20 protein-coding genes, 1 tRNA gene and 1 pseudogene are annotated in these 22013 nt (G+C 67.5%); 14 read left to right on the top strand and 8 right to left on the bottom strand.

What is annotated here, in order from left to right; genetic code table 11:
* Window positions 1-53: 53 nt before the first annotated feature.
* The 4 genes from AC1DQJ_RS06125 to AC1DQJ_RS06110 all read left to right on the top strand — a co-directional run bounded on the left by AC1DQJ_RS06125 (window position 54) and on the right by AC1DQJ_RS06110 (window position 3397).
* On the top strand, window positions 54-722 hold the full coding sequence (locus AC1DQJ_RS06125; RefSeq protein WP_477601294.1) for an MBL fold metallo-hydrolase: 669 nt from the start codon (window positions 54-56) through the stop codon (window positions 720-722).
* A gap of 52 nt (window positions 723-774) precedes the next feature.
* Window positions 775-1515, top strand: a complete 741-nt coding sequence (locus tag AC1DQJ_RS06120) for a response regulator (protein WP_477601292.1) — start codon at window positions 775-777, stop codon at window positions 1513-1515.
* Entirely contained in the window at window positions 1512-2861 is a 1350-nt protein-coding gene (locus tag AC1DQJ_RS06115) for a sensor histidine kinase (protein ID WP_477601290.1), read from the top strand. Before AC1DQJ_RS06120 ends, AC1DQJ_RS06115 begins: the two co-directional genes overlap by 4 nt.
* Window positions 2862-3178: 317 nt before the next feature.
* Window positions 3179-3397, top strand: a complete 219-nt coding sequence (locus tag AC1DQJ_RS06110) for a con-10 family general stress protein (protein WP_056018305.1) — start codon at window positions 3179-3181, stop codon at window positions 3395-3397.
* Here AC1DQJ_RS06110 and egtB read toward each other — a convergent pair.
* Entirely contained in the window at window positions 3394-5619 is a 2226-nt protein-coding gene (egtB, locus tag AC1DQJ_RS06105; protein ID WP_477601288.1) for an ergothioneine biosynthesis protein EgtB, read from the bottom strand. The two genes, AC1DQJ_RS06110 and egtB, sit on opposite strands and share 4 nt — an antisense overlap.
* Before the next feature lie 193 nt (window positions 5620-5812).
* Between egtB and AC1DQJ_RS06100 the strand changes: the two genes are divergently transcribed.
* Window positions 5813-6346 (top strand): sigma-70 family RNA polymerase sigma factor, encoded by a 534-nt coding sequence (locus AC1DQJ_RS06100; RefSeq protein ID WP_477601286.1) that lies wholly within the window; start codon window positions 5813-5815, stop codon window positions 6344-6346.
* A 57-nt stretch (window positions 6347-6403) separates the two neighbouring features.
* The gene (locus AC1DQJ_RS06095; RefSeq protein ID WP_477601284.1) at window positions 6404-7675 is read left to right on the top strand and encodes a M20/M25/M40 family metallo-hydrolase; all 1272 of its coding nucleotides are present in this window, start codon (window positions 6404-6406) and stop codon (window positions 7673-7675) included.
* Window positions 7676-7679: 4 nt separating this feature from the next.
* Here AC1DQJ_RS06095 and AC1DQJ_RS06090 read toward each other — a convergent pair whose 3' ends face one another.
* Complete coding sequence (locus tag AC1DQJ_RS06090; RefSeq protein WP_477601282.1) at window positions 7680-7841, bottom strand: hypothetical protein; 162 nt, start codon at window positions 7839-7841, stop codon at window positions 7680-7682.
* 135 nt (window positions 7842-7976) lie between these two features.
* On the opposite strand from AC1DQJ_RS06090, the gene AC1DQJ_RS06085 reads away from it, so the two are divergent.
* Window positions 7977-8711 carry a hypothetical protein gene (locus tag AC1DQJ_RS06085; RefSeq protein ID WP_477601280.1) on the top strand — a complete coding sequence of 245 codons (735 nt, stop codon included), beginning with the start codon at window positions 7977-7979 and terminating at the stop codon, window positions 8709-8711.
* Between the two features lie 6 nt (window positions 8712-8717).
* Here AC1DQJ_RS06085 and AC1DQJ_RS06080 read toward each other — a convergent pair whose 3' ends face one another.
* From AC1DQJ_RS06080 to AC1DQJ_RS06065, 4 genes are all read right to left on the bottom strand, one after another.
* Window positions 8718-10379: a CocE/NonD family hydrolase gene (locus tag AC1DQJ_RS06080; RefSeq protein WP_477601278.1), complete on the bottom strand. Its 1662-nt coding sequence runs from the start codon at window positions 10377-10379 to the stop codon at window positions 8718-8720.
* A 140-nt stretch (window positions 10380-10519) separates the two neighbouring features.
* Window positions 10520-11167: a hypothetical protein gene (locus AC1DQJ_RS06075; protein ID WP_477601276.1), complete on the bottom strand. Its 648-nt coding sequence runs from the start codon at window positions 11165-11167 to the stop codon at window positions 10520-10522.
* A 129-nt stretch (window positions 11168-11296) separates the two neighbouring features.
* Complete coding sequence (locus tag AC1DQJ_RS06070; RefSeq protein ID WP_477601274.1) at window positions 11297-12007, bottom strand: response regulator; 711 nt, start codon at window positions 12005-12007, stop codon at window positions 11297-11299.
* Window positions 12004-14553 carry a GAF domain-containing protein gene (locus AC1DQJ_RS06065; RefSeq protein WP_477601272.1) on the bottom strand — a complete coding sequence of 850 codons (2550 nt, stop codon included), beginning with the start codon at window positions 14551-14553 and terminating at the stop codon, window positions 12004-12006. The genes AC1DQJ_RS06070 and AC1DQJ_RS06065 overlap by 4 nt, the downstream gene beginning before the upstream one ends.
* A gap of 294 nt (window positions 14554-14847) precedes the next feature.
* Between AC1DQJ_RS06065 and AC1DQJ_RS06060 the strand changes: the two genes are divergently transcribed.
* The 7 genes from AC1DQJ_RS06060 (at window position 14848) to AC1DQJ_RS06030 (ending at window position 20854) form a co-directional block, all read left to right on the top strand.
* A complete protein-coding gene (locus tag AC1DQJ_RS06060; protein WP_477601270.1) occupies window positions 14848-15291 on the top strand; it encodes a DUF3617 domain-containing protein in 444 nt (147 codons plus the stop codon).
* Window positions 15292-15313: 22 nt separating this feature from the next.
* Window positions 15314-15721, top strand: a complete 408-nt coding sequence (locus tag AC1DQJ_RS06055) for a hypothetical protein (RefSeq protein WP_477601268.1) — start codon at window positions 15314-15316, stop codon at window positions 15719-15721.
* Between the two features lie 7 nt (window positions 15722-15728).
* The gene (locus AC1DQJ_RS06050) at window positions 15729-18686 is read left to right on the top strand and encodes a hypothetical protein (protein WP_477601266.1); all 2958 of its coding nucleotides are present in this window, start codon (window positions 15729-15731) and stop codon (window positions 18684-18686) included.
* Between the two features lie 45 nt (window positions 18687-18731).
* Window positions 18732-19166 carry a DUF805 domain-containing protein gene (locus tag AC1DQJ_RS06045; RefSeq protein ID WP_477601264.1) on the top strand — a complete coding sequence of 145 codons (435 nt, stop codon included), beginning with the start codon at window positions 18732-18734 and terminating at the stop codon, window positions 19164-19166.
* Between the two features lie 27 nt (window positions 19167-19193).
* On the top strand, window positions 19194-19655 hold the full coding sequence (locus AC1DQJ_RS06040) for a YybH family protein (RefSeq protein WP_477601262.1): 462 nt from the start codon (window positions 19194-19196) through the stop codon (window positions 19653-19655).
* 630 nt (window positions 19656-20285) lie between these two features.
* Window positions 20286-20582 (top strand): hypothetical protein, encoded by a 297-nt coding sequence (locus tag AC1DQJ_RS06035; RefSeq protein ID WP_477601260.1) that lies wholly within the window; start codon window positions 20286-20288, stop codon window positions 20580-20582.
* Complete coding sequence (locus tag AC1DQJ_RS06030) at window positions 20579-20854, top strand: hypothetical protein (RefSeq protein ID WP_477601258.1); 276 nt, start codon at window positions 20579-20581, stop codon at window positions 20852-20854. Before AC1DQJ_RS06035 ends, AC1DQJ_RS06030 begins: the two co-directional genes overlap by 4 nt.
* A 200-nt stretch (window positions 20855-21054) precedes the next feature.
* Here AC1DQJ_RS06030 and AC1DQJ_RS06025 read toward each other — a convergent pair.
* Together AC1DQJ_RS06025 and AC1DQJ_RS06020 are read right to left on the bottom strand one after the other, a co-directional pair.
* Window positions 21055-21144 (bottom strand) — tRNA-Ser (locus AC1DQJ_RS06025).
* A gap of 177 nt (window positions 21145-21321) precedes the next feature.
* Window positions 21322-21432, bottom strand: a pseudogene (locus AC1DQJ_RS06020) (PEPxxWA-CTERM sorting domain-containing protein); the annotation flags it as partial.
* Between the last annotated feature and the right edge of the window lie 581 nt (window positions 21433-22013).

Below are 22013 nucleotides of genomic sequence, written 5' to 3'. Positions count from 1 at the left end.
CCGGGTTCGCCCGGGCCTTTTCTTATTGGCCGACAGACGCGATGTTAGGGGCCATGCAAGCCGAACCCCCTATCCGCGCCCTGATTGCGCCGGTCACGCCTCTCCAGCAGAACTGCACGATCGTCTGGTGCGCGAAGACCTTGAAGGCCGCCATCATCGATCCCGGCGGCGAGGTCCCGCGCCTGCTCGAAGCGCTGAAGGCGCACAACCTCACCATTGAGAAGATCTGGATCACCCACGGCCACCTGGACCACGCGGGCGGGACAGCCGCCTTGCAGGCCGCCACCGGCGCGCCGATCGAAGGACCCCATCCCGACGACGCCTTCTGGATCGACGAGATCACCGCCTCGGGCGCCAAGTGGGGTATGCCCGACGCCCGCTCATTCACGCCCGACCGCTGGCTGGGCGACGGCGACAAAGTGACGCTCGGGGAGACCGAGTTCGAGGTCTTCCACTGCCCCGGCCACACACCAGGCCACGTGATCTTCTTCCACCGCGAGGCCCGCTTCGCCCAGGTGGGCGATGTGCTGTTCCAGGGATCGATCGGCCGCACCGATTTTCCGCGCGGCAATCACCAGCAACTGATCGCCTCGATCACCAGCAAGCTCTGGCCGCTGGGCGACGACGTCCGCTTCGTTCCCGGCCACGGCCCGATGTCCAGCTTCGGCCAGGAGCGGCGGACCAATCCGTTCGTCGCCGACGAGGTTCTGGCGAACGCCTGATGCTTTCAGTTGTGAAATCTGTGCGTTACGCGGGGGCGTAAGAATGCTCTTGATGGATACGCGCACTGATCAGTCCGCGGGGCCGACCGGCGCCCGCATCCTGATGGTCGACGACGACCCTGGAATTCGCGACGTCGTCTCCGATTTTCTGGGCAAGCACGGCTATCAGGTCGAGACCGCGGCCGACTCGCGGGAAATGGAGCAGGCGCTGGAGCGCGGTCAGGTCGACCTGATCGTGCTGGACATCATGCTGCCCGGTGAAGACGGTCTGGCGATCTGCCGCCGCCTGACGGTCGGCGAGGCGCCCCCCATCATCATGCTCTCCGCCATGGGCGAGGACACCGACCGGATTGTCGGCCTTGAGCTTGGCGCCGACGACTATCTTTCCAAGCCCTGCAATCCGCGGGAGCTGCTGGCACGTATCCGCGCGGTGCTGCGCCGCGCCGAGCTGCGCGGCCAAACCGGCTCGGTTGGCGCGGGCTGCGAGTTCGCTGGTTGGCGGCTCGACCTCGTGCGCCGCGAGTTGCGTTCGCCGCAGGGCGTGGTGGTGAACCTCTCCTCAGGCGAATTCTCCTTGCTGCGCGCCTTCGTCGAGCGGCCCCAGCGGGTCCTCACCCGAGACCAGCTGCTGGAGTTCGCGCGCGGGCCTGACTCCGAGGCCTTCGACCGCGCCATCGACGTCCAGATCAGCCGCCTGCGCCGCAAGCTCGACGATGGCGGCGGAAGCCAGGACCTGATCCGCACGATCCGCAACGAAGGCTACATGTTCACCGCCAAGGTGAAACGTTCATGAGCCCGCCCTGGGCCGGGCGTCCGACAGCCTCGCTGTTCGGCCAGCTTCTGGCCCTGATCGGCCTCAGCCTCCTGGCGGCCCAGGCGATCAGCCTGATCCTGCTGTTCAACCTGCCCCCGCCAGCGCCCGACTTCTACCGGATCAGCGAAATCGCTCAGGCCTTCAAGGGCCCGCCTCCGACCTTCACCGAGCGCGAAGCGCTGGTGGTTCACATGACGGCCGAACCGCCCTCCATGGTGATGGAAGGCCGGATGACTCCCAAGATCCGCGCCCAACTGGCCGAGAGCCTGGACGTCCCGGTCGACCACGTCGTGATCTCCTCGGCCTCGCGCTTCCCGGTGTCCGACCGGCGAGTGTTCCGGGTCATCCAGGACCGCATGGCCCGCGACGGCGGCGCCAAGGAGGAGCACTTCCTGATCGCCCCGTTCGACGTGGCGGTTCAACAGCCGAGCGGCCAGTGGAAAATCGTGCGGCCGCATCGGGGCTTCGGCCTCGATCCCTGGCAGCAGCGGATCATGCTGCTGTTCGTGCTCTCCACCCTGGCCATGGCCCCGGTGGCCTACATCTTCGCCCGTCGCCTTTCCGCGCCGATCCGACTGTTTACCGACGCCGCAGAACGCCTCGGCCGTGATCCGCGCGCTGCGCCGCTCAGCCTGGAAGGCTCGGCGGAGATCGCCGTGGCGGTGAAAGCCTTCAACGAGATGCAGGGACGGCTGCGCCGCTACGTTGAGGATCGCACGGCCATGGTCGGCGCCATCGCCCACGACCTGCGCACGCCCCTCACCCGCCTGCGCTTTCGCATCGAGAACGTGCCCGACGACACGCGCGCCAAGATGTCCGCGGACATCGACCAGATGGAGGAGATGATCTCCGCCGCGCTGACGTTCGTGCGAGACACCAGCCGGCCGGGCGAACGCACGCCGCTGGAGCTGTCCTCACTGCTGGAAAGCGTCTGCGACGAGATGGCTGAGACCGGAGCGGAAACCGAGGTTGAGCGCGGCCAGAAGGTGGTGCTGAACGGCGATCCGCTCGCGCTGCGGCGGCTGTTCACCAACCTGCTTGAGAACGCCGTCAAGTTCGGTGGCCGGGCGCGGGCGCGCGTCTATTGCGACGGGACCAGCGCGATCGTCGAGATCGAGGACGACGGCCCCGGCATTCCGCCGGAAGAGGCCGAACGGGTGTTCGAGCCCTTCTACCGCCGTGAGCCCTCGCGCAGCAGGCAGACGGGCGGCATCGGCCTTGGCCTGGCGGTGGTCCGCTCGGTCGCACGCGGACATGGGGGCGATGTCGTTCTGGCCAACCGGCCGGCTGGCGGCCTGACCGCGCGGGTCCAATTGCCGATCTAATCGCCTATCAGGCGATCACCTTATCGTTGGTGGACGGACAGGCGGCCTTTGTGCGGCCAAGCCGTTCAGTTTGACTGGGTTCGACCTTGGCTGACCCCTTACAATTCCCGGGATTGCTCAGCGCTACCACACCGAGAATCACTGGGCCCCGTGACGAACCTGCGGCCTAGGTAAAGGCGCCAGGCCGCCAATAGCCGCAGGCTCCTTTCGTATTTTCCGCGCAACCACCCCTGCCCTTGGCGAGTTTGCTTGACCGTAAGGGAAAGCGAGGCGTCGCCATCCCTCCCCTGGCTGGCCGGCGCATAGAGGAGCCTCTGATGGATCTTGAACCTACCGCCAAGCCGAAATCCCGCCGAGGATTCGCAGCTATGAATCCGGAACGTCGTCGTGAGATTGCGCGCAAGGGCGGCGCCAGCGTACCGGGCGAGAAGCGCAGTTTCGCCAAGGATCGCGACCTCGCCGCCTCGGCCGGGCGGAAGGGCGGCGAGTCCTCCCGCGGTGGCGGGCGTTCACGTGGCGATCGGCTAGAAAGCTAAGCTCGTAAGAGCACGACTGCGAAGCTAGGAGCAGGGCTCTCCCAGTGCTGCTCCAGCTTCCAGCCAGCCGCTTTCGCAAGCTGACCGAACCGCTCCAGCGTGAACTTGTAAGAGTTTTCGGTGTGAACGGTCTCGCCCGCAGCGAACCGGAATGTGCGCCCAGCTGCAGAAACCGCCTGGTCGCGCAGGCTGACGAGATGCATTTCCACCCGGCTGTCGACCGCGTTCCAGACCGCGCTATGCTGAAACGCTGAGAGATCGAGATCGCCGCCGAGCTCCCGGTTGATCCGCCCCAGCAGGTTCAGATTGAAGGCGGCCGTGACGCCTTGGGCGTCGTCGTACGCTGCGACCAGCGTCTCTTCCTCTTTCACCAGATCGATGCCGACCAGGAAGCCGGCGCCCTCACCGAGCAGGTGACGGGCGCCGCGCAGAAACTCCACGACCTCGTCAGGCGTGAAGTTGCCGATGGTCGAGCCGGGAAAGAAGCCGACCCGTGGCCGACCCTGCGTCTGCTCCGGCAGCGCCAGCGCTTTGGTGAAATCCTCCACCAGCGGCGCGACGATAAGATTGGGATAGTCGCGGTCGATGGCTTCGGCCGCCGCATCGAGGGCCGAGCGGCTGATATCGATCGGCGCGTAGATCCCGACCTGTGGCGCGGCGTCCAGCAGGAGCCGGGTCTTGGTGCTGGCGCCGCTGCCGAACTCGACCAGGGCCGCGCCGTCGGGAATGGCGGCGGCCATTTCCCCCACCTTGTCGCGCATCAGCGCGAGCTCGGTCCGGGTCGGATAGTACTCGGGCAGTTCCGTAATCGCCTCGAACAGGTCCGACCCCTCGGCGTCGTAGAAATACTTGGCAGGCAGGGCCTTCTGCGGCCGCGACAGACCGCGCGCCACGTCGCGGGCGAACTCGGTCGGCGCCTCGACCAGCGGCTCGGGGTAGCCGTCCCAGGCCAAGCGCAGGCCGGAGAACATCCAACGCTGATGCGGGTAGAAGAAGTTGCGGTAGCTCGCCCGCACATGGCCTTCCGGCGTCGCACAGCAGCCGCCGCGCAAGACCATCTGCCCGATCATGAACTTGCCGTTGTACTCGCCGATGGCGCCGGCCGCCGGACGGAAGCCGGGATAAGGCGAATAGGCGCTGCGGGTCCATTCCCAGGCGTCGCCGTACATCTGGCGAAGGCCAGGCTGGGGGCCGGCGGCGGCCGTGCCGTACTGCCTCTGCTCACGCAGGTTCCCGCTCGGCGGCAGGGCATGGGCTGCATACTCCCACTCGGCCTCGGTCGGCAGGCGCGCGCCAGCCCAGGTGGCGTAGGCGTCGGCTTCGTAGAAGCTGACATGAACGACGGGGGCGTGAGGCGCGAGGGCGCGACGGCCCTGCAGGGTCATGGCCAACCAGCCGTGCTCGCCCTGCTCCCAGTACTGAGGCGCGTTCCAGCCCTCGGCCTGGACCTTCGCCCAGCCCTCGGACAGCCAGAGCTCGGGCCGCGCGTAGCCGCCATCCGCCATGAAGGCGAGCCACTCGCTGTTGGTCACCAGCCGATCAGCCAGGCGGAACGGCTCCAACCAGACCTTGTGGCGAGGGCCCTCATTGTCAAAAGCGAAGCCCTGCCCGTCGTGGCCGATCTCCACCAGACCGCCGTCGAAGGCGACTTCTCCCGCCGGCCCGGGATCGCGGCCGACCGGAAGGGCCGGAGCCGGCGCGTAGGCGGGCTTGAGCGGCGACTGAGCGAACAGGTGCAGGATATCCATCAGGATCAGCTCCTGATGCTGCTCCTCATGCGCCAGGCCAAGATTCAGCAAAGGGGCCAACTCACCGGCGCCGTTGGCCAGCAGCCGTCCCATCGCCTCGTCCACATGGGCGCGATAGGCCATGACCTGAGCCAGCGACGGCCGGGTCAACAGGCCGCGCTGCGGCCGCGGTTGGCGTGGCCCCAGGGTCTCGTAGTACGAGTTGAACAGGTAGGCGAATACCGGGTCGAACACCCGGTAGCCCGACAAGTTCGGGACCAGCATGAAGGTCTCGAAGAACCAGGTGGTGTGCGCCAGATGCCATTTGGCCGGGCTGGCGTCGGGCATCGACTGAGCTGCCTGATCCTCGGCCGACAGGTGCCCCGTGAGTGCGGCCGACGCCTCGCGAACCTTGCGATAGCACTCGGCGGGGCCCCGCGAGCGGGCTGCTCCCAAGGGAGCCGGAGGCCGCCTAGCCTCGTCGAATAACGCCATTCGCCGCTCCCTTCAGCCTTGAGTTTGCGGAAGAACGCCGACGTTGGGCGCACCCGCGCTGAGTCCGGCCCAAACGTCGCAGGCCAAACGCAGTTCCGGGAATCTGGGGTCTGTGCGGCCAAGCGCAACCCGGAACGGTTGCCGGAAGGACGCGTTGACAAGCCACGCAGGCGCAAGGCCCGGGGAGGTCGGCATGAGCGGCGAAGGTGAATGGCGCGAAGAAGTAGTGGCGATGATCCCCGCCCTGCGCGCCTTCGCCTGGTCACTGAGCCACAATGGCTCGGACGCCGACGACCTGGTGCAGGACACTCTGATCAAGGCCTGGAGCAACCGCGACAAGTTCGAGCCGGGCACCAACCTGCGAGCGTGGTTGTTCACGATCCTGCGCAACACCTACTACACCCAGGTCATCCGCCGCCGCCGTGAGGTCCGCGACGAGACCGGCGAGTACGCCAACAATGTCCGCACCCCGCCGACCCAGGACTGGAGCGTCGCCCTGCGCGCCCTGCAGACCGCCTTGGGCCAACTGCCGGCCGAACATCGTGAAGCGCTGATCCTGGTTGGCGCCGCTGGTCTCTCCTACGAGGAAGCTGCCGAGATCTGCGGCTGCGCGCTCGGCACGATCAAGAGCCGGGTCAATCGCGCCCGCGCCCGGTTGCTGAAGATCATGGACGCGGACGAAGCATCCGACGTTCTGGCCTACGACGTGGCCGAGGCCAGGGCCTAGCGGCCGTCACCTTCACCGTTACTATGCCGGCGACTCATAAGTTCGACCGGAGTAGCCATGTCGCGTTCCCTGCCCGCCGCCCTTGTCCTGTCGGCTCTGATCGCGGCGCCGGCCGCCGCGGCTCCCAAGGACGACGTGGCCAAGATCATCGCCAGTCCCGCCTTCAAGGTCGCCACCGCCACGCTCGAACGCGAGCATGACCGCACCGTGGCGGACATCATCGCCCTGACCGAGATCCCCGCGCCGCCCTTCAAGGAGGCCGCTCGGGCCAAGGCCTATCGCGCCATGTTCGAGGCTCACGGCCTGACGGATGTCGAGATCGACCCGGAAGGCAATGTCATGGGACTGCGCAAGGGGACCAAGCCCGGCCCGCTGGTGGTGGTATCCGCGCACCTGGACACGGTCTTCCCCGAGGGCACCGACGTGAAGGTCCGCCGCGACGGGACCAAACTCTACGCCCCCGGTATCGCCGACGACACCCACAACCTCGCTGTCTTGCTCGCCTGGGTCCGCGCTCTGGACGCTGCCAAGATCAAGACCAAGAGCGACATCCTGTTCGTTGGGACCGTGGGCGAGGAAGGCGCAGGCGACCTGCGCGGCGTCCGCTACTTCTTCAACAAGGGCAAGTACAAGGACCGCACCAAGGCGTTCTTCTCGGTCGACGGCCTCGATCCCAGCAGCATCACGCACGTCGGCGTCGGCTCGAAGCGCTATCGCGTGACCTTCGAGGGTCCCGGCGGCCATAGCTACGGCGCATTCGGCATCGTCAACCCGATGGCCGCCATGGGCAAGGCGATCGCCGACCTCTACGAAGTCGAGGTCCCGACCAATCCGAAGGTCACCTACTCCGCCTCGGTCACCGGCGGCGGCACGTCGGTGAACGCCATTCCGAGTAAGGTCTTCACCGAGTTCGACATGCGTTCGGCCGATCCGGCGGAACTGGCCAAGCTCGACGCCCGCCTCAGGGCGATCGTCCAGGGGGCCGTCGAGCACGAGAACACGGCCCGCTCCGTCCGGGTCGGCGCGGTCAGCGCCGACATCGCCCCGATCGGCGACCGCCCGGCCGGACAGACGGCGAAGGACAGCGCGCTGGTCGCCGGAACCACGGCGGCGATCACCGCACTTGGCTACACCCCCGCCTATGACGCCTCGTCCACGGACGCCAACGCGCCGATGGCGCTGGGCATCCCCGCCATCACCATCGGCGGCGGCGGCAAGGGCGGGCGCGCTCATTCGCTGGACGAATGGATCGATGTCGAGAAGTCGGGCGACGTGCGCGGTATGAGCGTCGGCCTGGCCGCGATCCTCGCCGCCGCCGGAATGAACTAGGGCGTCAGCGCTTTCGGCGGCGCTTAGGCGCCGCCTCTTCGTCAGCGCGCTCGGCGGCGACATCGCGCAGCTTGCCCGGCACAGGCAGCTCTTCGGCAGCCTTGAACATCGCCTTCAGGCGCTCGCCAACGGTGGACCTGCGGATCTTTTCCGGTTCGTCAGCCATGTTTTCCAACCGTGGCCACAAGGGACCGGTCCGAATGTCGCGCGAGTCGCGGCCTGAGTCGCCGTCCGAGCGACGCCTGCGGAACAGCCAACCTTCCCCGCCGTTTTCCTGCAAGACCGTGCGGAGTACCTGTCCATGCCAAATCGCGATTTGCACCCTGAGGACCCTCGCGGAGAAGCTCGCTGGCGTGAAACCGACGCGCGCGAGGATCGCCGCCGCAGTTTCGGCGAGGAAGGGCGCTATTCGTCCGACCAGGCGCGGTACTACGGCGCCGACACTCGCTCGTTCGGCGCAGCCCCCGGCCAGCGCCCGCATCCGGAGCGCCCAGCCTGGCGGCGCGGCCGGTTCGAGGCCGGCCGGGATCCGGGGGTGGAATTGCCATTCGACGAGCAGGACGCCCTGACCCGCGGCTACTACAGCCTCGACGGCCCGCATGGCGGTCAGGAGTATGGCATCGAGCCTCACGGCTATCGCGAACGCCTGGTCCGTCGACGCGCCGCCCCGCCGCAACGCGAGGCCAGCGAGTTAGACCGTGCGCCCTATGGCGACCAGCCGCTCGACGCCCGCGACCCCGGCGTGCGCCAGTTCGGCCCGCCAGCCGACTACGCCTATCACCCCGGCGCCAACATCGAGTTCGAGCTCGATTATCTAGAGTGGCGCGAAGAACAACTGCGCAGCCATGACCGCGACTACGCCCTCTGGCGAGCCAAGCAGCTGAGCAAGTACGACGCCGAATACCGCGCGTTCCGAGGCCAACGTCTGGATCATTTCGATCGCAGCTTTTCCGACTGGCGCAGCCAGCAGGACGCCCAGGACCCGCTCACCGCCCCTGAGGCGGAAGGTGAGCGGCCACCGGAAGACCGTGTCTAACGCGGCCTAGGGCCCCGGATAGATCACCGGCAACACCAGCGCCGACGGGTGGGCGGCGTCATGGAAGACACTGTTCGTCGCCACGCGCGGCTTCAGCTTGCCGCCGCCCTCGGCCTCGCCGGTGTTCGGGTTCACTGCAAAGCGCGGGCTGTTGGAAGAACTGACATGCAGCGCGATCCGGTGCCCCTTCTCGAAGGTGATCGCAGTGTTCCACAGATCGATGACCAGTGCCTCCGGCGCGCCCGGCGACATCGGCTTGACGTCATCGGGCATGCGGCCGTTGCGGAAGCGAGCGCGGATCGGGGCGTCCAGCACCACCGCCTCGTAGCCGTCGGGATAGACGTCCACCAGCTTGGCGGTGAAATCGGTGTCCGGTCCATCGGTGGCGGCATTGAGCTCGACCTTCACCGGCCCCGCGATCACCACGTCCTTGTCCAGCACCGGGGTCTGGAAGCGCAGATAGTCCTGGCGGGCCGGAATCACGCGCTGGTCCATCGGCCCGCGCTCAAAGGTGAGGTTGGCGCCGCCCACGGTCGGCACGGGATTGGCGGGATCGAAACGGTAGGTGGTCTTGGACGCATCAAGGCTCGGCGGCTGGGTCGCCAACACCTTGTCGGCGGTCAGGTAGTATCGCACCTCGCGATAAGCCGGCGGCCAGTTTGCGGAGGTCATCATCCTGTTCTTGGGCGAAGCCGCGCCTTTGCGGGCGGCCGCCATCATGAAGTAGCTGACCGGCGGCTCGTCCATGATCCCGTTGTCGGCGCCCTTCAGCCAGTGGTCGAACCAGCGGATCTCCTGAGCGCCGCCCGGATCCTGGGGCGGGTATTCCAGATCGCCTGACAGCTCGCCGTGTCCGAAGGGGCCCATCAGCAGTTTCTGATTGCCGCGTGCGCCCCTGGCGCCGTGGTTCTGCAGCCAGCTGAAGTTACCGACGCTGCCGTCGTTGAAGATGTCGTACCAGCCGCCAACGTTGTAGATCGGAATCCGCACGTACTTGCGGTTTTCGCTCATCGCCCCGCGGTTCCAGATGACATCGTCGACCACCCGGGAGCGGACCGTGTTCAGCAGTTCCTCCTCGACACCCTGCTCCTTCAGCCAGCCGAGGGTGTCCTTCTCCTTCAGGACCCCGCCCATGTATGTGTTCTGCAGCCGGTCATAGGGCGCGACGATCACATAAGCCGCCTTCAGCGCCGGGTGCGCCGCCATGGCCGCCGCATTGCTGGTGATGCCCAGGGCTGAACCACCCGTGATCCCAATATTGCCGTTGCTCCACGGCTGCTTGGCCGCCCAGGCCACGGTGTCGTAACCGTCCTCGATGTCGTTCTCGAAGGCGGCGTAGAAGCCCTGCGAGTGGCCCTTGCCGCGCACGTCCTGCAGCACGAACACATAGCCGGCGTCGGTGTAACGCTTGGCCTGGGCCGCGAGCTTGGCCGGGCCAGTCGGCTGATCGGGCCGCGGGTCTTTCAGATAGGGCGTGCGGGACACGATCACCGGCCAGGGGCCCTGCCCAACAGGCTTGAAGACATTCGCCGCCAGCTTTGCGCCGTCGCGCATGGCCACGAACTCTTCGACGGCGCCAGGCGTAATTGCCGTCTGGGCCGACGCGGGCCCGGCCGTGAGCAACAAGGCCACGGCGGCGACTGCCGCGAAGTGGGTGAACTTCCTCATGTGTTTCCCCCGGCGCGTGTCCCCGCGCCTCCCGTTTAAGCGGATCGCCGCCCGTCGAGGGGCGCCGGCCGCCATCTTGGCGCGAATCCCACCTGCCGCGCTAGCTGTTGGGAGCGCCGGACGCCCGTAAACCGCGATATCTACTTTACCTGAAGCGGCGCCCGCCGCACCGGTGCGGCGCTCTCGCGAGTCGGACCGGGCTGGTGGCGCAGGCGACGCATCTCGTGGCTGGCCTCATCCACCGCCAGACGGATCGTCGCCAGCGCGGTGGGCGAGCCGCCCACGAGCGCCGCAGCCGCCAGCCGTATGGCCGCCAGCCGCTGACCTAGCTCCTCATAAACATCGGCCATCAGGCCGGTGTGCTCGATCGAGGTTTGAACCAAGGAGGCGGCCGCCGCGTCTCGCTCACGCCGAGCCTGTACCAGCGCAGTGATGTCCTCATGGGCGACCAGCAGGCGCGCGTCCGTCTCGGCCAGCCGGCTGGCTCTGAGACGGAAAGACCGTTTTGCGCAAGGATAGGCCACCCCGAACTGGTCGCCCTCGCCGTTGAGCAGATTCAGCAGTCCCTTCTGGACGCGCGCCGCGCGCGCGTCGCCCTCATCGGCCGCCCGAGCACAGACATCCAGGTAGCTGACGCCCACGTAGTCGGACGTAGCTCCGTTCTGGCGACCGAACCGACGCCAACGCTCATTCACCGCGAGGATGCGGCCGGACCGGTCCAGCACTGCGACATGTGCGTGAAGTGCGTCGATAGCGATTCTCGTCGAAGCGTCGAAAGCGTCTCTCATGCTCACCCCTGCGACACCGGACCATTTGAGATTCTTATGTCTGCTTCGGGTGAGGCGAAAGGGCCGGAAAGGCGAAATGCGACGCGCAACATGCCGTGGTTGCGATGCGCCAATCCGGCGGACGGCCCTCTACCGCTCAGAGCCGCTACTTGGCGAGAAGACGTAGCCCTGCCCACGCACCGTTTTGAGCACCTGCGGCCGGGCCGGATCGACTTCCAGTTTTCGCCGCAGCCGCACGACCCTCGAATCCACCGAACGGTCGAACGGCGCCATGTCGCTGTTGTGCGCCAGGTCGAGAATCCTGTCGCGGCTGAGAACCTTGCCTGGGTGTTCGGCGAACACCCTCAGCAGATCGAACTCCATAGCCGTCAGATGGAGCTCGGCTCCCTCGGCGTCGAACAGCTTTCGGCTGTCGAGGTTGAGCCGGCAGCGGCCGAAGCTCACCTCGCGGCCCAGGGTGGCGGACGGGCGATCGTCGTCGCCCACCCGCCTCAAGATCGCGCGAACCCGCGCCAGCAGTTCGCGCAGGTCGAACGGCTTGGCGAGATAGTCGTCCGCTCCGACCTCGAGCCCGACGATGCGGTCCACCAGGCTGCTGTTGGCGGTGAGCATCAGCAGCCCGATCCGGCCCCCGCTGCGAAGCCGACGAGCGATGCTCAACCCGTCTTCGCCGGGCATGTTGATATCGAGTATGGCCAGGTCGACGGGCCGCTCGGCCATCAGGGCATCCAAAGCCTTCCCGCCGTCCGCCTCGCTCACCGCGTAGCCGTGACGCAGCAAGTAGTCACGTACTGCATCGCGCAACTCAGGCTCGTCGTCGACGATGACGATATGGCTCACGCCGTGTCTCCCCGGCGCAAACGCGCTGCGAACGCGCCCACGGCGCCGGGTGTGAACGGCTTCTCCAGATAGGGCCGTCCGGCATCCGCGAGGAAGCGGGCCACGGCCGGGCCCAGGGTGTCGCCGGTGATGAAGCCAGTGCGTTCGGCCAGTTCAGGCCGCTCGCGACGTATCCAGTCGTAGAGGCCGGGCCCATCGAGATCCGGCATGCGCAGGTCCGAGAGCACGATGTCGAAGGCCTCCGCACGCAGACGCGCCTTGGCCTCACGTCCGCTAGCCGCCGTCGTGACCCGAAAGCCTTGGCCTTCGAGGATTTCGGCCAGCACCTCCGCAACGTCCGCCTCATCATCCACGAGGAGAGCTGATCCGGGCGGCGGGGGCCGGCGGTGCGCATTTTCCGCTTCGGCGCTGCCGGCGTCGGCGGCCGTCGCGACGGCCGGCAAGACGAGCACGAAGGCCGCGCCCTTACTGCGGTCGAGCAGTTCGATGCGCCCCCCGTGGGCCTCGACGACGCCGTGGGAGTAGGAAAGACCGAGACCAGTGCCGCCACCTTGCGGCTTAGTGGTGAAGAAGGGCTCAAACACCCGCCGTCGAAGTTCAGGGGCAACGCCGTTCCCGTTGTCCGCAACCTCGATCTCGACGGTGCCCGGCTCTCGTCCCGCGCGCGTATACACGGCCACCTCGCGGGGGCCTGGGAGGTCCTGCAGCGCATGCTGGGCGTTGATCAGCAGGTTGGCGAGCACCTGGTGGAGTTGGTCGGCGTCCGCCGAAAGCGGCGGAAGATCGTCGGCCAGCTTCGTCGAGACCGTGACGCCCGCCGTTCGCAGACCATAGCCCGTCAGGTCGAGCGCCGACAGAACGACCGCATTGGGGGACACCGTCGTACGTACCGGCGGCTTCTGACGAGCCATTGCCAGGAAGGTCTGGACGATGCGCGCGCAGCGTTCAGCGGCGCGCCGGATCTTGCCGGCCCGCTCACCCAGCGGCGAGCCCTCGGCATCGGCCTCGAGCAGCATGGCCTGGGCGACCACGACGGCCAGGGGATTGTTGATCTCGTGCGACACGCCAGCCAGCAGCGAACCCAGCGCCGTCAACTTCTCCGACTGGTAAAGGGCCTCGCGGGACTTTGCCAACTCGGCCTCGGCGCGGGCTCGGGCGAGCGTCGCCCAGGTGCGTTCGGCCACTTCGTCGATCAGCCGCACCTCTGCGTCCGGCCAAGGGCGCGGCTCGTCCTGATTGACCGTCATGATCGCGACCAGCTTGCCGCCTTTCAGCAGCGGCTTGGTCACCAGACTGACAATGCCGAGACCGAGATAGGGCGCGCGGTAGATCGGGTCCAGGCGCTCTTCGGCGTTCATGTCTGGGCAGACCAGAGACTCGCCGCGACGCAAGGCTGCGATGATCGTGGGCCCGAAACTTTCGAGCGGATGGCGACCGACTGAATCGGGCATGCGCCCATCGGTCCAGGTGCTCTGCTCGACGATGAGATACTCGCCAGTCTCGTCGACCTCGCTGTAACCGGCTCGGTTGACGCCCAAGTGGCGTCCCAGGGCTTCGGAGACGGTCTGAAGGATGACAACCGGATCCTTCATCGGTCGCAACCGATCCTCCAGCGCGAGGAGGAAGCCTCGGTGGCGCTCCCATTCTAGCTGCTCGCCGATATCGGTGTGGGTACCGAACCAGCGGACCACGCCGCCGTTGGGAGCCCGCATCGGCTGCACTCGCGTGAGGAACGGCCGGTGAACCCCGTCGGCCCGGCGCAGCGGCAGGATCAACTCGAAGGGCTCGCCCGCGACCATGGCCCCGGCCACCCGACCCTGGGTCTCCGCTAGAGCCTCCGGGGCGATAATCCCCAGCCAGCCGTCCGCGCCGCCTTCAGGCACGCCGGTGAACTCGTACCAGCGGCGATTGTACCAGACCACATCGCCGCCCGCGTCGGCGATCCAGGCGAGCTGGCTCATGTGGTCGGCCAGCATGTGCAGCTGGGTCTCGCTCTCGCGCAGCTGCGCCTCAGCCCTCGCGCGCTCTAGCGCCGCCCAGGTACGCTCGGCGACTTCTTCAATCAGCCGGACCTCGGCCGAGGTCCAATCCCGCGGCGTGGTCTGGTGCAGCGATAGCATCGCCACCAGATCGCCGTTCTTGACCAGGGGTACGGTTACGGCCGCGACGATCGACATCTCGTCGAAGGCCGCCCGATCCGTCGGCGCGACCCGATCGTCGCGGCCGTAGTCGCAGACCTTGAGGGTCTCCCCCCGGTAGAGAGGCCCGACGATTCCATCGCCGAAGGCGGCCATGGGCCTGCGGCCGACGCCGTGCTTGACCGTTCCGTCGGTCCAGTCGCGTTCGACGACAAAGGTCCCGTCGTCGACCCGCACCTCGGCATAGCCGCAGCGGCTCACTCCCAGGTGGGAGCCCAGCGATTCCGAGGCGTAGGCCAGGATGGCCAAGGGATCGCTAAGGCCGCGCAGCGCGTCCCCGAGGCGCAGCAGGAAACCGGTTCCAGGCGCGTTGGAGGCGGCGTCGCCGGATTGGATGACCGTGTCCATATGCGCTCCGTCGCGACGGAGCGACGCCCGTCGATCTACTGCAGCCCCCGCGGGCCCGCCACAATTGCCACAAAGTTCCTCGCGCCGCGACACCACACCGGCGCCGGCGCCGACGTATCCGGTCGCCATCGACTTCGCCGGATCGAAACGACGTGACCCAGCCGCCCGACGACGACCTCGAGCCCGCCGACCCGGGCTACGAGCAGCTGTTCGCCGAGCTGTTCCGTCGCTTCTTTCAGGGACGCCAGGCCCCTCCTGACGCTCCCCCCGGCCAGGCCGAACTGGAGCAGAAGAATGAGCAAGATGACCCTGATCGCCAGCGCCGCGGGCGTGGCCGTAGCGCTGTACGCCGGCGCCGCCCTCGCTGAGACCGTGATGGCGCCCGGCTACTATGAGACGGTGACCCGTTTCGCCGGCGATCCCGATCCGCAGGTGACGCGCGATTGCGTCACGGCGGAGGAAGCCCGCGCCCGCACCGTCGAGCGGGAACTCGCCAAGGCGATGCAGGGCCAGTGCGCCTACAGCCAGCGTCAGATCGGCGCCGGCCGGTTCGCCATCGCGGCTTCGTGCAACGACGACGGCGTGAAGTCGACCTTCAAGAACACCGGCGTCTACTCGTCCACTGGGTTCACGATGAACCTCACCTCGACGACCGTGGTCGGCGGCCAATCGGCCAGCCTGAACCTGACCTCGACCAGCCGCCGCCTCGCGGCGGCCTGCCCCGCCGGAACGCGCTGACGGCAGCCGGAAGGATCCGAACATGACTCGACTGCGGACCGCCGCGGCCCTGGCCGCGACGCTTATCGCCACGCCTGTGCTCGCCCAGACTCACTGTCAGACCGAGCCCGCCGCCGCTCGCAAGCCGACTCTGGGCGGCCTGCTTTCGGCCGCCCAGAAGGCCGGGCTGGGCGAGGCGCTCGCTGGCGGCCTGGGCGCCTCTCAGTACGGCCGGGTCGCCACGGCCGCGGCCAGCGCGGCCATCTCCGGCGACGCCGCCGGCGTCGCCGCGGCGATCCCGGGAACCCGCCGTGACGCGCGCACCGCCTGGGCGACCGGCGCGCTCACTGGAATGGCGCAGACCATGAATCGCTCGGCGCCCGCGGCTCAGACGGAGGCCTGCCAGACCCCAGCCGAACCCGTCCAGGCTTCGGCCGATGTCTGGCGCTGAGGTGGACATGCAACCGATCAAGACACCCTGCGCCCGCCGTGCGCTGATGTGCGGCGTCGCCGCCTTGATGCTGCTTCCCGCCGCCCCGGCTCTCGCATGGAAACCCAAGACCCACGTCTACCTTTCGGAGGAGGCGCTTCGCGACGCCCTCGACGACGGCAAGGTGACGATCCGGGAGACCGACTATCGCACCGGCCGCATCGTCGGCGAGTTGGGGCGGTTCGACGTCGATCCAGCGATCCTCGCCGCCCTTCGCGCGGCGCCTCAGCAGTACCGAGCCGGCGTGCTCGGCCCCGACGCCTACCCGGACATACTGACGGGCCAGCAGGTGATCCATCCGGACGCGGCCGAGGACGTAGGGCCGGGCGCCGGCGGCTCCAACGCCTGGCTCACCCACCTTTGGCGACGCGGCTTCGTGGACAATCCGAGCCCCCAGATCCGGGCGTTCACGGTGGGCTATCTGACCCATGCGGCGGGGGACATCTTCGCCCACACCTACGTCAACCACTTCGCTGGCGGTGAATTCCAGCTGGTTCCCGATCCCACCAACGCGACCAAGCATCTTGTGCTGGAGGGCTATATCGGCAAACGCACGCCGGCCACGATCAGCGCGATCAGCTCCAGCGTGCGGACGGGCGGCCCTGTCGACCCGCGCAAACGCGAGGATCTCGGCCTGGAGCCCGACGCGACCCCAGCCACCGCCACCTACCACGGCGTTGTCACCGGCGAGCAGACCAGCATTTCCGGCGTCGAGGACTTCATCTATCAGGAGCTCACCTTCGCCCGGCCCGGCAGCGTGCTGGAGCAGAAGCTCCTGAAGGGAGACGGCGTCAGCCGCTCCATCCCCTTCATCTTCTCGAAGCTGCGCAACGGCCTGCAGGCGCAGGTGTCGGACTACGACCGCACCCGGCTCGCCAAGAGCGGCCCCGAACGCCTCGCCTATGCCGCGCTCAACGGACCGGCCGCCGAATACAAGCGCGCCTGGATCAAGGACATCGACGACGGACTGGCCGCCTTCCCCGCGGTCAGCCACGAGATCGCCAAGGCCATCGTCTACAACGAAGCCGGCTCGGACATGGCTCGCGCCAAGGCGGTGATGGACCGCTACGTGGTCGAACACCTGGCCTCCATGGCCGGGGCTCCGGATGCGGCCGTGGCGACCGCCGCCTTCATCTCCAGCGTCATCGACGGCATCCTGCCGGCGCCCGTGCGCGACGCGTTCCGGGCGATGATGCAGGCCCCGCTGGACGCGATGGTCAAGGGCGTGAGCGGCAAGACGCCCGACCAGTGGGGCGACTATCTGAAGAACCCGGAGAACCACTTCAACGAGGTGATGAACCGTCCCGGCGGCGGCCACGGCGGCGAGAGCGACCACCAGATCGACCTGGCGACCTTCAACCGCGACCATCTGAAGATCGCTGACACCGGCTATTCGAACCCGTCAGAGAAGTGGAAGATCGACGACCTGCCGCCGGCCTTCAACACGCTTCAGCTCACCAAGATGATGCTCCTGGGCGACAGGGGATTTGAGGATCTGGACGCCACCCTGAAGGCCAAGAACGCCGCGATGGGCGAATCGCCGGGGGAATTCCAGAACCTGATGCTGGGTTGGGTGCGCTCTCTGGACGCCGGCAACCAGTGGCAGGGGATCGCGGCCAAGGGTTCGCCCTCTCCGCAGCCGGCATTCGCGGCCTCCGGGGGAGCGGCCTATCGGAGGCTTTTCCTCAGCCAGGTCGGCGAGAAGCCCTGGATCGACGAGCCGGGCCAGTCCGCCGAATCGCCCGCGCCGGCGCCCACGCCCGCGACGCCCGTCCAGGACCTCACGCCCTTCGCCGGCGACTGGGAGACGACCTACGGACGGGTCAGCCTCGCACTGGCCGACGACGGCGTCCTGCGCGGCCGCCTCATGGCGCGGGACTCGAATGGCCGCGAGCGCGAAGGAGAGCGGCTGGAGCTGCGCGGCGGAGATTCGGCCGGCGTACTCAAGGGAGCCGCGCTCTACGGCGAGCAACGCATGGATGTCGTGCTGACGTTCGACGCTCAACGTCAGACCTTCGCCGCGACGTCCCAGGCGGCGGGAAACACGGCCGTGAACCGGTGGAACGGCAAGCGGGCCGCTGCCGCTCCCGCACCCGCACCCAACGATCCGCCAGCGCCGCCTCCGGAGAACGCCCCCGATAACGCCGGGCCGGGCCGAGCCGTCATCCAGGCGGGCGTCTTCCACAAGTTGGAGGATTTCGACATCCGGTTCGACCGCGCCTCGGCGGCCCGCAACGGCGCGGTGCATGTGTTCCTGACCGTCAGGAACACCACCAACCGGGCCCGCTCGATCGGCGCCGGTGTCTTCACCGCCGTGATGACTGACGCCGATGGGGTGGGCGTGAGCGAAAGCCAGATCTGGCGCGCCACCTCGGACGCGCCGGAGTCGTTCTCCTCCACCCCGTCGGTCCCGCCGGGCGGCGAGTTCCAGTTCCGCTTCGTTATGAGCCCGCCCTCGCTCACGTCGCCGCTCAGCGCGGTGGTCATCAACGAGAGCCCCGCCAAAAACTTGGTCTTCGACGTCTCCGGCGTCGCGTTCAGCGGCCTCGCGGCGACCGCCGCGCCGCCGGCCGGCGGCGGGACGTTCAAGGCGCTGAGCAATTTCGACGTGCGGATCGACAACGTCGCCCGGGCTCGCGACGGCAGGATCGAGGCGATCCTGACCCTCCGCAACCCGGGGGCCAAGGTGCAGACCATCTCAAAAGGGTGGATCAAGCTCCGCGCCCGCGACGCCGATGGCGGCGAGGCGACCAGCCGCAGCGCGCTCTACCCGATCCGCGGCCCCCGCAGCGATGAGCTCCCTCTGCTGGTCTATGTCGAACCTGGCCGCGAGGCGCGCCTCCGCTACGTCTTCGAGGGTCCGGTCTCGGGGCCCATCACCATCAGCGACGGCACGGTCGAACAGGTCTTCTCACCGGGCCGGTAGCCGGCCGCTCCCCCTCCCATCCTTCATCCGACTGAAAGAATACAAATGGACTGGCAGAACCTATTCCTGTCCGCGCAAGGCCGCATCGGCCGCAAGGACTTTTGGATCGGCGCAGGCGCGCTCGTCGTGGCAAACCTGATCGGCGGAGCGATCCCCCTCGCGGGCGCGCTGATCTCCCTGGCCCTAATCTATCCCTGGACCTGTCTGGCGGCGAAGCGGTTGCACGACTTTGGACGGTCTGGCTGGCTTGTAATCGTGGCCGCCGCGCCCGCCGCGGTATCCGGAACACTCGCCCTCGTCACCAGCCTGGCGGCCTCGAACGTCGCCACCATGGGCGTCGCGTTCGCCGGGGCCGGCCTCACCCTGATGGTCTCCGGCGTGGCGCTGCTCGCCTCGCTCGGCTTCCTGCTGTGGGTGGGCCTAAAGCCCGGCAACGCGGGCGCCAACACCTACGGCCCCGCGCTGGCCGTCACGGCCTGAGTCCCAAACATCCCGAAGGAGAACCCAATGAAGATGATCGTTGTGACGGCTTGCGCCTGGGCTCTGTCCGCTGCGGCCCAGGCCGCTCCCCCAAGCCCCGAGGACAACAGCGCGCTACGCACCCTGGCCGCCTCCGTCGATAAGGCCTGGGACCTGAAGGATCCCGACCTCATGGCCAGCTACTATTCCGACGAGGCGACGCTGCTGGTGGGCGGTGCGACCCCACTGCGCGCGGGCCGGCCGGCCGTGCAAGCCTATTTTCAGCAAGCCTTCGCGCAACGCCCCGGCGTCATGCGCCACGTGGGCGAGATTCGGAGCGTCGACATGCTTGGGCCCGATCTGGCTGTCACCGACCTCCAAATACGGGTCGAGGCCCAGCAGCCGGACGGCAGCTGGAAGGAACTTCGCCGGTTCGACAATCTCTCGCTAGTCACCCGCGAGGCCGGTGTCTGGAAGATGCGCGTTGTCCGCGCCTTTCTGGCCAATTGATCCCCGAGCGCAATGCGGCTGGCCAACGCCAGGCCGCATTGCGCCGGGCGGCGGCGCCCGTGTGCAGACATCCTGGAGGGCCGCCTGTCCAACAACCGGGCTACGCGGCGCTTTCGCCGCCCCCTTACCGCCCTCACCGACTATTGTCCCACGTGCCGAACGTCCGCTTCCGGCGCGGAGGCGATGACCGCTTCGCCCCCTAGCGGACGTTGACGCGGAACGAGCCACAGGGCTCGAGCCGCAAGCACTACGGGGAAGACCCGATACCCTGCCGACCATGTCGTCGCTATTCGGGAGCCTCTGACCAGTTTCAGGGGCCACGCTTGCATCAGGCCATGATGTGCTGAGGGGGCGGCCCCATTCATGCTCGCGGTGCAGAACCTCTCCCTCTGGCTCCTGGCGCCGCTCCTAGCGCTTGTCCTTTTGGTGGCACATGACCTCGGTAGGCGGGTTCGGCGGCTCCTCTTGCGCCGGAAGGCTACCGGTGGCGCGGCGGACGATCAGGACGTTGGAGGTCAGTATCTAACCGCCGCGCTGGGGCTCCTTTCGCTCCTCATCGCCTTCGCCTTTGGGGCCTCCCTCGAGCGCTACAATGTTCGCAGGGACCTCGTGGGACAGGAGACGTTGGCCGTGGACGCCTACTACCAAAACCTGCTGCGGCTGAAGGAACCGGAGCGGACTCGATTGGCTGGCAACCTGATCCGCTACCTCGACGCACGCGAGGCCTACTCCGCGGTTCGCGACGAGCCCCAACTCCCTCGGGCTGTCGAGGCCAGCGAAACCGCGGGAACTCAGCTCTGGCTCGGCGTCGCGTCGGTCTCCCGCCAAAGCAAATCACCCGAAGTCGAGGCCGCGCTCGAAGGGGCGGGCGAGCTGCTTCGCGCCGCCGGGCTCGCCGCGATGCGTTGTCGGCCGGGGTCCCGGTGACGATCATTCGCGTCGTGGCGTTGTATGCCCTGATGGCCGCCGCCTTCCTGGGCTACGCGGCCAAGCCAGGCCGGCGTCTTCTGTGGGCGCCCGCCATCACTTTCGTGCTGCTGGCTCTGGCGATCAGCGTGGTTCTGGAACTCGATGGCGCCCGCAGCGGCGTCATCCGCAACGATCAAACGCCCCTAGTCAGCGTCGTGGAGCGCATCCGCAAGTTTGAGGCCTCGCGTCAAGTAGCGCCACCTGAACCGTGGTTGGGTTCGACACCCTAGCCGGATGGGTTTGAGGAGACCGCGATGCACAAATGGACGGACACCACCACGCGCGCGACGCTGGCGGTCAGCTTCTAGCTCGACGTTTGGGCTAGGCACTGTCTGCCGATGTCCGCTTCCCACCCATCTCGGACATTCCGAAGGCGGATGGTGGGCAAATGGCGCAATTGGCCAAAAACCATAGAAAATTCAAAAGAGAATGGCGGTGACGCAGGGATTCGAACCCTGGATACGCTTTCACGTATGACGATTTAGCAAACCGTTGCCTTCAGCCACTCGGCCACGTCACCAGCGTTTTTGGGCGGGTTTTCTCCCGTCCCGCAGGGCGTGTCCGGCCAGTCGGTCGGATCCGCTCCAAATCGGGTCGCACTCCATAGCCGAAAGAGGCCGCGAGGAGCAACCGGCCCGAAAAAAGAAAACGCCGCCCGCCGGATCGGCAGGCGGCGCTGTCTTATCGCGCGGGTCGCCTAGGCGAGGCCGAGCGCCTGCTTGCGACGGTTGCTGCGGACCATCGAGCCGACGCCGGCGAAGCCGACGATCATCATCGCCCAGGTCGCCGGTTCCGGCACCGCGGACGAGATCTTGATGTTGTCGATATAGCCACCGTACGAGTCGGACGAGCCGGTCGCCGCGAAGGCGATGGTGTCGCCGGCGTTGGCGTTGAAATTGACCGTGTGCGACGTCCAGTTGGTCGAGGCGCCGCCGACGCCGGTGACTTCACCGGGCGGGTCCATGACGTTGCCGTTCAGAAACAGCGTGATGCCGTTGCTGCCCGCCCCAACGCCCGGACGCGGCGAGTACAGGAAGGTCAGCTGGAACGAGCCCCCCACACCAAAGGTGTAGAACATCGAGCTGTTCGAGTTGCTGTCCAGTTCGACGAACTTGGAGCCGCCGTTGGCGGCCGGCGCCCCCGCGACGTTGTTCTGAATTTCGATGCCCGCAGTGCCCATACCCTTCGTCCAGCCATCGGCCGAATCCACGATGACATAGGAGCCTGCACCGACCGCGACCTCTTCGAAGTCGGACTCAAGAATGACCGTGGCGGCCGAGGCCGTGCCAGCGGTCGCGAGCAGCGTGGCCGCAGCCGCCGCACCCGCAATCAGTAGTTTGCGCATTGGTACCCCACCAGTGGTTAAACCAGCGTTCCTTGAACGCCGTC

This window comes from Phenylobacterium sp. P4_E10, from assembly GCF_056401675.1.
Note: the sequence above shows the minus strand (reverse complement) of the source record. Positions and strands in the feature narration are given on the sequence as shown.

What these genes read in the sequence shown, in the direction of transcription:
- AC1DQJ_RS06125 (WP_477601294.1), top strand. Translation starts at nt 54, where the DNA reads ATGCAAGCCGAACCCCCTATCCGCGCCCTGATTGCGCCGGTCACGCCT.
- AC1DQJ_RS06120 (WP_477601292.1), top strand. Translation starts at nt 775, where the DNA reads ATGGATACGCGCACTGATCAGTCCGCGGGGCCGACCGGCGCCCGCATC.
- AC1DQJ_RS06115 (WP_477601290.1), top strand. Translation starts at nt 1,512, where the DNA reads ATGAGCCCGCCCTGGGCCGGGCGTCCGACAGCCTCGCTGTTCGGCCAG.
- AC1DQJ_RS06110 (WP_056018305.1), top strand. Translation starts at nt 3,179, where the DNA reads ATGGATCTTGAACCTACCGCCAAGCCGAAATCCCGCCGAGGATTCGCA.
- egtB (WP_477601288.1), bottom strand. Translation starts at nt 5,619, where the DNA reads ATGGCGTTATTCGACGAGGCTAGGCGGCCTCCGGCTCCCTTGGGAGCA.
- AC1DQJ_RS06100 (WP_477601286.1), top strand. Translation starts at nt 5,813, where the DNA reads ATGAGCGGCGAAGGTGAATGGCGCGAAGAAGTAGTGGCGATGATCCCC.
- AC1DQJ_RS06095 (WP_477601284.1), top strand. Translation starts at nt 6,404, where the DNA reads ATGTCGCGTTCCCTGCCCGCCGCCCTTGTCCTGTCGGCTCTGATCGCG.
- AC1DQJ_RS06090 (WP_477601282.1), bottom strand. Translation starts at nt 7,841, where the DNA reads ATGGCTGACGAACCGGAAAAGATCCGCAGGTCCACCGTTGGCGAGCGC.
- AC1DQJ_RS06085 (WP_477601280.1), top strand. Translation starts at nt 7,977, where the DNA reads ATGCCAAATCGCGATTTGCACCCTGAGGACCCTCGCGGAGAAGCTCGC.
- AC1DQJ_RS06080 (WP_477601278.1), bottom strand. Translation starts at nt 10,379, where the DNA reads ATGAGGAAGTTCACCCACTTCGCGGCAGTCGCCGCCGTGGCCTTGTTG.
- AC1DQJ_RS06075 (WP_477601276.1), bottom strand. Translation starts at nt 11,167, where the DNA reads ATGAGAGACGCTTTCGACGCTTCGACGAGAATCGCTATCGACGCACTT.
- AC1DQJ_RS06065 (WP_477601272.1), bottom strand. Translation starts at nt 14,553, where the DNA reads ATGGACACGGTCATCCAATCCGGCGACGCCGCCTCCAACGCGCCTGGA.
- AC1DQJ_RS06060 (WP_477601270.1), top strand. Translation starts at nt 14,848, where the DNA reads ATGAGCAAGATGACCCTGATCGCCAGCGCCGCGGGCGTGGCCGTAGCG.
- AC1DQJ_RS06055 (WP_477601268.1), top strand. Translation starts at nt 15,314, where the DNA reads ATGACTCGACTGCGGACCGCCGCGGCCCTGGCCGCGACGCTTATCGCC.
- AC1DQJ_RS06050 (WP_477601266.1), top strand. Translation starts at nt 15,729, where the DNA reads ATGCAACCGATCAAGACACCCTGCGCCCGCCGTGCGCTGATGTGCGGC.
- AC1DQJ_RS06045 (WP_477601264.1), top strand. Translation starts at nt 18,732, where the DNA reads ATGGACTGGCAGAACCTATTCCTGTCCGCGCAAGGCCGCATCGGCCGC.
- AC1DQJ_RS06040 (WP_477601262.1), top strand. Translation starts at nt 19,194, where the DNA reads ATGAAGATGATCGTTGTGACGGCTTGCGCCTGGGCTCTGTCCGCTGCG.